Annotated in this window: 5 protein-coding genes and 8 tRNA genes; all 13 read left to right on the top strand. The window is 43.1% G+C overall.

Annotated features, from left to right (window positions below; all coding sequences use genetic code 11):
- Positions 1-10 precede the first annotated feature (10 nt).
- Positions 11-87, top strand: a tRNA-Asp gene (locus tag V1502_RS16770).
- A 315-nt stretch (positions 88-402) separates the two neighbouring features.
- Positions 403-478, top strand: a tRNA-Phe gene (locus V1502_RS16765).
- Positions 479-493: 15 nt separating this feature from the next.
- Positions 494-569: transfer RNA gene (locus V1502_RS16760), tRNA-His, on the top strand.
- 9 nt (positions 570-578) lie between these two features.
- A tRNA-Gly gene (locus tag V1502_RS16755) sits at positions 579-652 on the top strand.
- Between the two features lies 1 nt (position 653).
- A tRNA-Ile gene (locus V1502_RS16750) sits at positions 654-730 on the top strand.
- Positions 731-739: 9 nt separating this feature from the next.
- Positions 740-814 (top strand) — tRNA-Asn (locus V1502_RS16745).
- Between the two features lie 4 nt (positions 815-818).
- A tRNA-Ser gene (locus V1502_RS16740) sits at positions 819-909 on the top strand.
- A gap of 9 nt (positions 910-918) precedes the next feature.
- Positions 919-990, top strand: a tRNA-Glu gene (locus V1502_RS16735).
- A gap of 1256 nt (positions 991-2246) precedes the next feature.
- Positions 2247-4199, top strand: a complete 1953-nt coding sequence (glgB, locus tag V1502_RS16730; protein ID WP_409251760.1) for a 1,4-alpha-glucan branching enzyme — start codon at positions 2247-2249, stop codon at positions 4197-4199.
- Positions 4129-5289: a glucose-1-phosphate adenylyltransferase gene (locus V1502_RS16725; RefSeq protein WP_409251759.1), complete on the top strand. Its 1161-nt coding sequence runs from the start codon at positions 4129-4131 to the stop codon at positions 5287-5289. The genes glgB and V1502_RS16725 overlap by 71 nt, the downstream gene beginning before the upstream one ends.
- A gap of 31 nt (positions 5290-5320) precedes the next feature.
- Positions 5321-6349: a sugar phosphate nucleotidyltransferase gene (locus V1502_RS16720; protein WP_409251758.1), complete on the top strand. Its 1029-nt coding sequence runs from the start codon at positions 5321-5323 to the stop codon at positions 6347-6349.
- The gene (glgA, locus tag V1502_RS16715) at positions 6346-7797 is read left to right on the top strand and encodes a glycogen synthase GlgA (RefSeq protein WP_409251757.1); all 1452 of its coding nucleotides are present in this window, start codon (positions 6346-6348) and stop codon (positions 7795-7797) included. The genes V1502_RS16720 and glgA overlap by 4 nt, the downstream gene beginning before the upstream one ends.
- On the top strand, positions 7787-10195 hold the full coding sequence (locus tag V1502_RS16710) for a glycogen/starch/alpha-glucan phosphorylase (RefSeq protein ID WP_409251756.1): 2409 nt from the start codon (positions 7787-7789) through the stop codon (positions 10193-10195). The genes glgA and V1502_RS16710 overlap by 11 nt, the downstream gene beginning before the upstream one ends.
- The last annotated feature ends 634 nt before the right edge of the window (positions 10196-10829 follow it).

Genomic DNA, 10829 nt, shown 5'->3' with positions numbered 1-10829 from the left:
AGCCTCACATGGTCCGGTAGTTCAGTTGGTTAGAATGCCTGCCTGTCACGCAGGAGGTCGCGGGTTCGAGTCCCGTCCGGACCGCCATTTCTATGGATTCATTAAGTAATTCTAGTTCAAATTAAGAGGGTTTCGATAAGCAAGAAGTTCGAGGAAGCAACTGAGTGAACACCGGAGCGCACTGACAGGTGCGTGAGGATGTGAACGAGGGCGCTGACGAAGAAATTCGCAGCTTAGCGAAAGCCGTAAACTATGGCTCAGTAGCTCAGTTGGTAGAGCACGTCCGAGTAAGCTTCTAAGAGTAAGCTTCAGCGTACAGCTCGAGCTGCAACTTGAATAAGCTACCTGAGAGCTGGACGATAAATTACCAAAAAGAATTTCATTTATGAAATATACTAATATGGCTCAGTAGCTCAGTTGGTAGAGCAATGGACTGAAAATCCATGTGTCGGCGGTTCGATTCCGTCCTGAGCCACCATCTTACTAAATTATGGCGGTTGTGGCGAAGTGGTTAACGCATCGGATTGTGGTTCCGACATTCGTGGGTTCGATTCCCATCAGTCGCCCCATTTAGTTTTGCGGGTGTAGTTTAATGGTAAAACCTCAGCCTTCCAAGCTGATGACGAGGGTTCGATTCCCTTCACCCGCTCCATGGGCCTATAGCTCAGCTGGTTAGAGCGCACGCCTGATAAGCGTGAGGTCGGTGGTTCGAGTCCACTTAGGCCCACCATGATTTTGTTCCACAGTAGCTCAGTGGTAGAGCTATCGGCTGTTAACCGATCGGTCGCAGGTTCGAATCCTGCCTGTGGAGCCAATATGGAGAAGTACTCAAGTGGCTGAAGAGGCGCCCCTGCTAAGGGTGTAGGTCGGGCAACCGGCGCGAGGGTTCAAATCCCTCCTTCTCCGCCATCTAAACATGGCCCATTGGTCAAGCGGTTAAGACACCGCCCTTTCACGGCGGTAACACGGGTTCGAATCCCGTATGGGTCATCCTAAGAGACTATCTAATTAGATAGTCTTTTTTTTTATGCCCAAAAAATTTATGATTATCTATATTAACATTCATGATAGTTAGCGAAACGTCTGGTTGAGACTTGTTATTGGAGGCTTGTTACCTATACTTTGATGATTCCTTTTTGTAAGGCTCTTTTCGTAAACTTTGTTGCTATTTAATACAAATTTTAAAAAATATCTACTTAATTAACCAGAAATACCCTGATAAACGAGGAAGAAAAGAGCTAATTCACCTTGTTCAGAGAAAAAAGCCCTTGTCTCCAAGGGAAAAATCCGGCTCTTTGGATTTTTCCGAGAGCAACAATATATACGAAAACAGCGTTTTGTAAAGAGAAAAATGTAACCATAGATAAACCATTATCTTGCTTCGAATGATGGATGAGAAGCTCGTTATCAAGACTAGTAAAACAGTTGTCCGGAAGATGGTCGGGTAAAGCTTATCTTATAGGACATCAAAAAAAAGGAGATTCAAGATAATGGATGAAAACCTGGTTATTAGGACATCAAACAAAATAAGATTCAAAATGATGCAGGAAAACTCTCGGTATTAGGACATCAAACAAAATAAGATTCAAAATCATGCATGAAAAACTTCGTTATTAGGACATCAAACAACATAAGATTCAAAATGATGCTGGAAAACCCTCGTTATTAGGACATCAAACAACATGAGATTCAAAATGATGCAGGATAAGTCTCGTTATTAGGACATCAACCAAAAGAAGATTCAAGATAGTGCAGGGAAAACTTCTTAATTAAGATATAGAACCTAGAAATAATGTACGAAAAGCTATTTTAGTAGGATACAACATTAAATAAAAACTCGATATATGAAGTACCAACCCTCTTTATCAGTAACTCTTATACTTACTCCCCCTTTTGTGCAGTGTACTTAATACCGATCCACTCATAACCCTCTGAATTTTACCCGTAATCAGCTCACTCATCTTGTGAAGTGACATTTTAAAAAAATTTTATTATCCAAAGACGCTCTGTTTTCTTGGAGTCCTCCCCTCTCACCATTATTCTTTATCCCTTTTCTTGCAAAAACTTTTCGACACAATTTGTCATATTTCCTTAAGACTCTACGCTATTCAAAAGTCAAATTCCGAGTTAAACGCTTACATATTGATGTCATGTCGGAATTATACGAAAAGTCATTGGAGGATTCTCTTCTGTTTACACGAAGAATTAGTATAAAATACATGTAAATTTAACTGCAGGTGAAAGAGATGAACGCTGTGATTCCTACTGATTTTAATATTCATTTGTTCCACGAAGGGAATTTGTTTGAAGCCTACCGCATGTTTGGCTCTCATCGGATTTCAAAGGGTGAAGGATACACCACCACCTTTTGTGTCTGGGCTCCTGCTGCACTTTCTGTCAGTGTGGTTGGAAGTTTTAATGAGTGGAACGGCGAGGGGTATGATTGTGAGAGGCTTAATAAAGAAGGTGTCTGGTTTTTTGAAGCAGGTGAAGACCTTCTCGGCCATACGTATAAATATGAGATCGTCACCCCCACAGGAGAAATTCTGTTGAAGAGCGATCCTTTTTCCTTTTTTAATGAGCTCCGGCCAAATACGGCGAGTATCGTTTCCGACCTCGATGGTTTTGAGTGGACAGATGAGGAGTGGCTAGCCAAGAGAAGTGAAGTTCCTCCCTATGACCAACCTATGTTTATTTATGAAGTCCATCTTGGAACTTGGCGCAAGAAGGGGCCTGAAGAATTTTTGAGTTATCGGGAAATGGCCGCGGAAGTCATTCCTCATGCTGTCTCACATGGTTTTACTCATATTGAATTACTGCCGATCATTGAACATCCTTACGACCGCTCATGGGGCTATCAAGGGACAGGTTATTTTGCTCCAACCAGCCGTTACGGCTCTCCTCATGATTTAAAATTTTTCATTAATGAATGTCATTCTCATGGCCTGGGTGTCATCCTGGACTGGGTGCCCGGACATTTTTGCAAAGACGCACATGGGCTTTACCGTTTTGACGGGTCGTTCGTCTATGATTATGCACATGCCCGCGATCGAGAGAACTACACTTGGGGGACCGCCAACTTTGATCTCGGCAAAGGGGAAGTACAAAGTTTCCTCATCTCCAGTGCTCGTTTTTGGCTGGAAGAATACCATATCGATGGTTTCCGGGTGGATGCAGTGGCGAACATCATTTACAGAGCCAATCAGGGCGATACAAGCGTAAATGATGAGGGAATTGCTTTTTTAAAGAAACTGAACAAATCAGTGTTTGAGTTTGAGCCCCATGCCTTGATGATTGCCGAGGATTCCACAGATTGGCCGCAGGTTACGTCGCCTGTCCATTATGGCGGCCTTGGTTTCAATTATAAGTGGAATATGGGCTGGATGAACGATGTACTGAAATATATGGAGTCAGAGCAGTCTGAGAGGAAGAACCTCCATTCTCTGATTACCTTTTCTCTCTTATATGCCTTCTCGGAAAATTATATCCTTCCATTTTCACATGATGAAGTGGTGCATGGGAAGAAGTCCTTATTGGATAAAATGCCGGGAGATTATTGGCAGAAATTCGCCCAGCTGCGTTTACTTCTGGGGTTCATGACTGCTCATCCCGGCAAGAAACTTATATTTATGGGAACGGAGGTCGCCCAATTTTCCGAGTGGAAGGATCTGGAGCAGGTTGATTGGCATCTGCTGGATTATGAGAAACATCGTATGTTTAACACATATCTTAAGGAACTTTTGCATTTATATAAAAGGTCGCCTTCATTGTATGAACAGGACCACAGATCGGAAGGATTCGAGTGGGTGGATGTAAATAATGCCTCACAGCAGATTTTCTCATTTATCAGGAAATCAGAGCAGCCGGAGGATTATATGCTGGTCCTATGCAATTTCAGTCCAGAGGTTTATCACCATTATAAAGTTGGGGTGCTCAAGGCAGATGGTTACAGGGAAATCTGGAACAGTGATCATCAGCGGTTTGGAGGATCCCATCAAATCAATCCGGAAGTATTGACTGTCAAGAATGAGGGGTACCATGGGAAACCATGTTATGTGGAGATGACCATTCCACCATATGCAGTAGTGTATTTAAGACCAATTCATCACAGGAAGGAGCGCATTAAATATGGCAAAGTCAAATTGTGTCGCAATGTTGTTAGCAGGAGGGAAGGGCAGCAGGTTAAGTTCACTGACTAAAAGCCTGGCTAAGCCCGCAGTACCATTTGGAGGGAAGTATCGTATCATTGATTTCACCTTGAGCAACTGCACCAATTCAGGTATCGAAACTGTGGGTGTGCTGACACAATATCAGCCGCTGCTCCTGAACTCTTACATAGGGATTGGAAGTGCATGGGATCTGGATAGAAAAAGCGGCGGGGTGACTGTTCTGCCACCTTATGCTGAGTCTTCCGAAGTACGCTGGTACACAGGGACTGCCAGTGCAATTTTTCAAAACCTAAATTACATTGAGCAATTTGATCCTGAGTATGTACTCATCCTCTCGGGTGACCACATTTACAAGATGGATTATGAAAAAATGCTGGATTACCACATCAGCAAAAAAGCGGACGTGACTATTTCTGTCCTTGAGGTACCGTGGGATGAAGCGAGCCGTTTTGGAATCATGAATACATCAGAGGATATGAGAGTAGTAGAGTTTGATGAAAAGCCTCAATTCCCGAAAAATAACCTGGCTTCGATGGGCATCTATATTTTTAACTGGTCTCTTCTAAAAGAGTACCTCGAAATGGATGACCGTAATCCGGATTCAAGCCATGACTTTGGAAAAGATGTTATTCCTTTGCTGCTTGAAGAAAAGAAGAAACTGATGGCTTATCCGTTTAAAGGGTATTGGAAGGATGTTGGAACAGTTAAAAGTCTCTGGGAAGCGAATATGGACCTATTGGATGACGATTGTGACCTCAACCTCTTTGACCACGAATGGAGGATTTATTCTGTGAATCCTAATCAGCCGCCGCAATATATTTCCGAACAGGCAGAGGTAGAGGGTTCATTGATTAATGAGGGCTGCTATATTGAGGGGATTGTCGATCACTCGGTATTATTTCAAGGAACCAGAGTGGAAGCCGGTGCTCATATAAAACAATCAGTCATTATGCCAGACGCGGTAGTCGGTAAAGGAGTTTATCTGGAAAAGGTGATTGTACCGCCAAATGTCCGTATACCGGATGGTGTATGCATCATGCCTGAGGAAGGGTCTGACGAGGTCATCCTGGTAACAGAAACGTTCCTTGAATCGATTATGGAAGAAGAGGAAGTACAATAATCATCTCATCTATGTGACAGGGGGAAATCACTTGAATAAATCAATGCTTGGAGTAATTGACGCAACCGCTTATCATCAGTCGCTTGAGGATTTATTGCTAAACCGGTCTTTGGCAGCAGTTCCGGTCGCCGGGAGATACCGATTGATCGATTTCATTTTATCCAATATGGTCAATTCCGGTATCCACAGTGTGGCCATATTTCCGAAATATCAGTATCGTTCGCTGATGGATCACCTTGGTTCAGGGAAGAACTGGGATTTAAACCGCAAAAGGGATGGCTTATTCTTCTTCCCGGCGCCAGCGCTGGATTCGGTTGACGAGGGAATGGGCTCTTTTAACCATTTTGCTCATCATATGGATTATTTCTATAGAAGCAAACAGAAATATGCCTTGATCAGTAACTGTAATACAATCTTCACGACCGATTTCAATCCGATGCTCAAACGACATATTGAGACTGGTTGTGAGATTACCAAAATGAATCATCGTCAAAAGTCTATGGAAATATATCTTGTTGATAAGTCCCTGTTGATCGACCTAATCGAAACACGCGGAGAAACAGGCTATACCTGTATGAAGGACGTTGTAGAAGACGTTTCCAGTAACTTAACGGTCTGTGACTACGAATATCTTGGATACGTAGAAAAAATCGAGTGCATTCAAGGTTATTTTGAAGCAAGCATGAATCTCTTAAGGCCGGAACGCTGGAAACAGCTGTTCCGGAAAGAATACCCTGTGCTTACCAAGGTGAAAGATGAACCTCCTACACGATATCAAAAAGGTACGGTCGTGAAGAACGCCATCATTGCCAATGGCTGTTTCGTTGAAGGGGATGTAAAGGAAAGCACCGTCTTCAGGGGAGTAAAAATCGGTAATGGCAGCTCTGTCTCCAACAGTATTATTATGCAAAAAAGCCAGGTTGGAGAAAATTGTGTTTTAGAATACGTCATTCTGGACAAAGATGTGAAGATAGAGGACAATGTGAAGCTTATCGGAAGCCCGGAAAATCCAATTGTCATCAGAAAAGGAATGATTCAAGGAGCGTTGATGAACTCGTGAAAGTATTATTTGTTGTCTCGGAATGTGTCCCTTTCATCAAGTCCGGAGGTTTGGCCGATGTAGCGGGATCCCTGCCGAAGGAATTGAGAAGTCTTGGAACAGATGTAAGGGTGATTCTGCCCAAATATCAAACAATCGCACAACCTTATAAAGATAGAATGGAAAAGGTATGCGAGTTCTCTGTATCCCTGGGATGGCGGGAACAGTACTGCGGAATAGAGTCCTTGGAACTTGATGGGGTCACGTTCTACTTTGTTGATAATGAATACTATTTTAAACGGGAAGGCCTTTATGGCTATTGGGATGATGGAGAAAGATTTTCTTATTTTACGAAAGCCGTGCTGGAAAGTTTGGCCCATCTTGATTTTTACCCGGATATTCTCCACTGCCATGATTGGCATACAGCCATGATTCCATTCTTATTGCGTACCCAGTACCAGTGGAGAAAGGGATACAGTTTTATACGAAGCATCTTCACCATCCATAATCTCCAGTTTCAGGGAGTTTTCCCTAAAGAAGTGATGACAGGGTTATTGGGGATAGAAGAGTCATATTTCCATCCGGAGCAACTAGAGTTTTACGGAAATATCAATTTTATGAAAGCGGGCCTCATTTCAAGTGACTATATTACAACCGTCAGTCCTACCTACAGGGATGAGATCCTGACAGCCTATTATGGAGAAAAACTTGATGGTGTGCTGCGTGGACGCGCAGGCAGCCTTCAGGGGATTTTAAATGGCATTGATGATTCTTACTATTCACCGGAGTCAGGCGGCGGTATTGCCCCCTACTCCAAGGATGATTTGAATGGTAAAAAGAAGAATAAGCAACTTCTGCAGCAGAAATTTGGATTGGATCAAAATCCTGATGTACCGATCCTCTCGATTGTTTCAAGGTTAACAAAGCAAAAAGGCCTGGATCTTGTGAAAAGGGTTTTTCATGAAATGATGCAGGAAAACTTGCAATTCATCATTCTAGGCACCGGGGATCATGAATTTCAACAATTTTTCAAAGAAATGGCGCATGCTTATCCGGATAAGCTGCGAGTGCATATCGGCTTTGATGAAGACCTGGCAAAGCAAATATATGCTGGAGCCGATCTTTTTCTCATGCCATCAAAATTTGAGCCTTGCGGTTTGGGGCAAATGATTGCACTAAGATATGGCACCCTGCCACTTGTAAGAGAAACAGGAGGGTTGAATGATACCGTTCTATCCTATAACGAAAAAACTCAAGAAGGGCATGGTTTCTCGTTCAGAAACTTTAATGCTCATGATATGCTTTTTACGCTAAATCGGGCATTGGCGTTTTATCATAATGACAGGGAAACATGGACCAGAATTGTCAGAGAAGCTATGGCGGTCGATTGTGGATGGGCCCAGTCTGCGTTTAAATACAATCAACTGTACGCAAAAATTTCATCCAGGAGTGAGAGCCATGTTTTCTGATGTGAATGATTTTAAAGAGGCTTTTTTAAAAAGGCTTGAAATGATGTACGGCAAAACATTTCCCGAATCAACCCCGCGTGATCAATATTTCACCCTTGGTAATATGATCAGGGAATACATCAGTATCAATTGGATAGGGACAAATGAGTCCTACCGTTTCAACGGGCAGAAACAGGTTTATTACCTGTCGATTGAATTTCTGCTCGGCCGTCTTTTGCGTCAAAACCTTATGAATCTCGGAATCTATGAAGTTGTGGAAAACGGGTTGAATGACCTTGGAATTGACCTGGATGAAATCGAAGAAGAGGAAGCCGATGCAGGCCTTGGAAATGGCGGGCTTGGAAGACTGGCGGCTTGTTTCCTTGATTCATTGGCCTCTCTGGATCTTCCGGGCCATGGCTGCGGCATTCGCTATAAGCATGGCCTCTTTGAGCAGAAGATTGTCAAAGGATTTCAAGTAGAACTGCCGGAACAGTGGCTGCGTCATGGCCATGTGTGGGAAGTCAGAAAGCCGGATTTAGCGGTGGAGGTGCTTTTCTGGGGAAGAGTGGAGTCATACGAACACAAGGGTCGATGGAAGTTCCGACACGTGGATGCGGAAGCTGTTACTGCCGTTCCATACGATATGCCGGTTGTCGGATACCAGACTTCCACGGTCAATACCCTGCGGCTGTGGAGTGCTGAGCCATCCTCCTACCAGGCTGGCAAGGATATGATGAAACATAAAAGAGAAACTGAAGCGATTACAGAATTTCTCTATCCTGATGATACGCATGATGAGGGAAAGACTCTGCGTTTAAAACAGCAATATTTCCTTGTGAGTGCCAGTCTGCGGTCCATCCTAAGGTCCTATTTAGCAAAGAAGCGTGACATCAGGGAACTGCATGAATATATATCGATTCATATCAATGATACGCACCCTGTTTTGGCCATCCCTGAATTAATGAGGATCCTGCTGGATGACCATGGCCTGAGTTGGGAAGAGGCCTGGGAAATCACGACGAAGACGTTTGCCTATACAAATCATACGACCTTATCCGAAGCGTTAGAGCGTTGGCCGGTCAGGATATTCGAACCATTGCTGCCGCGTATCTTTATGATTGTGAATGAGATCAATGAACGGTTCTGCCAAAGTTTATGGAATCAATATCCCGGTGACTGGAGCAGGATTGAACAAATGGCAATCATCTCTCATGACGAGATCAAAATGGCACACCTTGCGATAGCGGGAAGCTTCAGTGTCAACGGTGTGGCAGCGATACATACCGAAATCTTGAAGCAGCGTGAAATGAACTTGTTTTATCAATTTTATCCTGAAAAATTTAATAATAAGACGAACGGAATCACGCACCGGAGATGGCTGCTGAAGGCGAATCAGCCTCTTTCCAAGCTAGTGACCAATGCAATAGGCAATGAGTGGATCCATCAGCCGGAAAAGCTGCAGGAGCTTCATGCTTTCAAGGATGACCGGATGTTCCTTGAGGAATTGCAAAAGGTGAAGACCCATAAAAAGCAGCAGCTTGCTCAAAAAATTCTGGAGCAGAATGGTTTAAAAGTGGACCCAAATTCAATATTTGATGTGCAAATCAAGCGTCTGCATGCATACAAAAGGCAGCTGTTGAACGTTTTGCATATCCTTCATTTGTATAACCGCTTCAGGGAAGACTCGAGCTTTGATATGCATCCTAGAACATTTATCTTCGGCGCTAAGGCATCACCTGGGTATTATTATGCCAAAAAAATCATTAAACTGATTGATTCAGTGGCAAAGCTGGTCAATAATGACCCGGTTGTGAAAGGCCGCATCAAAGTAGTGTTCATGGAAAATTACCGCGTTTCCCTGGCGGAAGATATCATTCCTGCTGCAGACATCAGCGAACAAATCTCGACAGCCAGTAAAGAGGCTTCGGGTACGGGCAATATGAAATTCATGATGAACGGTGCGTTGACAGTCGGAACGCTGGACGGGGCAAATATTGAAATACTCGAGAAGGCGGGTCCTGAGAATATCTTCATCTTCGGCTTAACTGCAGAAGAGGTTATGAAGTATTATGCTGAGGGTGGATACTATTCAATGGAATATTACCACCATGATGAACATATCAGGCAGGTAGTCAACCAGCTGATTGATGGCACACTCCCTGATTCCGCGGATCATTATGAAGAAATCTTTGATTCATTGCTTGCTGAAAATGACCAGTATTTTGTGCTTCGGGACTTTGCCTCCTATGCCGCTATTCAGGAGAAGGCGGGCAAAGCCTATGAAGATAAAGAACAATGGTTGAAAAAAAGCCTGATCAATATCGCCGGATCCGGTTACTTCTCCAGCGACAGGACCATCCGGGAGTACGCAGAGAATATCTGGGGAATCGCCGGCAAAGAGCTGCAGAAAAAATAAAAGAAGGGAAACGCCGATTATACGGTGTTTCCCTTCTTTCATTTTTAGATTGATCGGCTTGAAACCTTATTTACTAAGGCTCTTTTCGTAAACTTTGTTGCTATTTAATACAAATTTTAAAAAATATCTACTTAATTAACCAGAAATAGCCTGATAAACAAGGAAGAAAAGAGCTAATTCACCTTGTTCAGAGAACAAAGCCCTTGTCTCCAAGGGAAAAATCCGGTTCTTTGGATTTTTCCGAGAGCAACAATATATACGAAAACAGCGTTTACTAAAAACAAAAAATCCGGGAATAAGCTATTACCGGCGCATCTTAAGGAAACGCTTTGCTCTCACCATTACCCACCTGTATTGGGAATTTAGCAATCGATTCTTGATGCTTCCGTCACCGTTGCTTCTCTCAGGTGCAAACTTTGCCGGGGGTTCTTTAGGATTTTTATTTTGAAAGTGTGAGATTATCGTCCTGTAGGGGAGTTGTAGAGGACGATAATTAAGAAAATGCCAAGCTATAGTCCTTTAGTGCGCTTTTAAAGAATGATAATCCCAAAAAAAGCCAAACTATCGTCCTTTAAAGTGCTTCTAGAGAGACAAAAATACACAAAAAATACCGTCCTTTAGTGAATTCACTAAA

Origin of the sequence: Rossellomorea sedimentorum (assembly GCF_046237645.1) — a bacterium.
Taxonomy (GTDB): Bacteria; Bacillota; Bacilli; order Bacillales; family Bacillaceae_B; genus Rossellomorea; species Rossellomorea sedimentorum.
The sequence above is the reverse complement of the archived record's forward strand: the minus strand, read 5'-3'. Positions and strand labels throughout refer to the sequence as shown.

What these genes read in the sequence shown, in the direction of transcription:
- glgB (WP_409251760.1), top strand. Translation starts at nt 2,247, where the DNA reads ATGAACGCTGTGATTCCTACTGATTTTAATATTCATTTGTTCCACGAA.
- V1502_RS16725 (WP_409251759.1), top strand. Translation starts at nt 4,129, where the DNA reads ATGGCAAAGTCAAATTGTGTCGCAATGTTGTTAGCAGGAGGGAAGGGC.
- V1502_RS16710 (WP_409251756.1), top strand. Translation starts at nt 7,787, where the DNA reads ATGTTTTCTGATGTGAATGATTTTAAAGAGGCTTTTTTAAAAAGGCTT.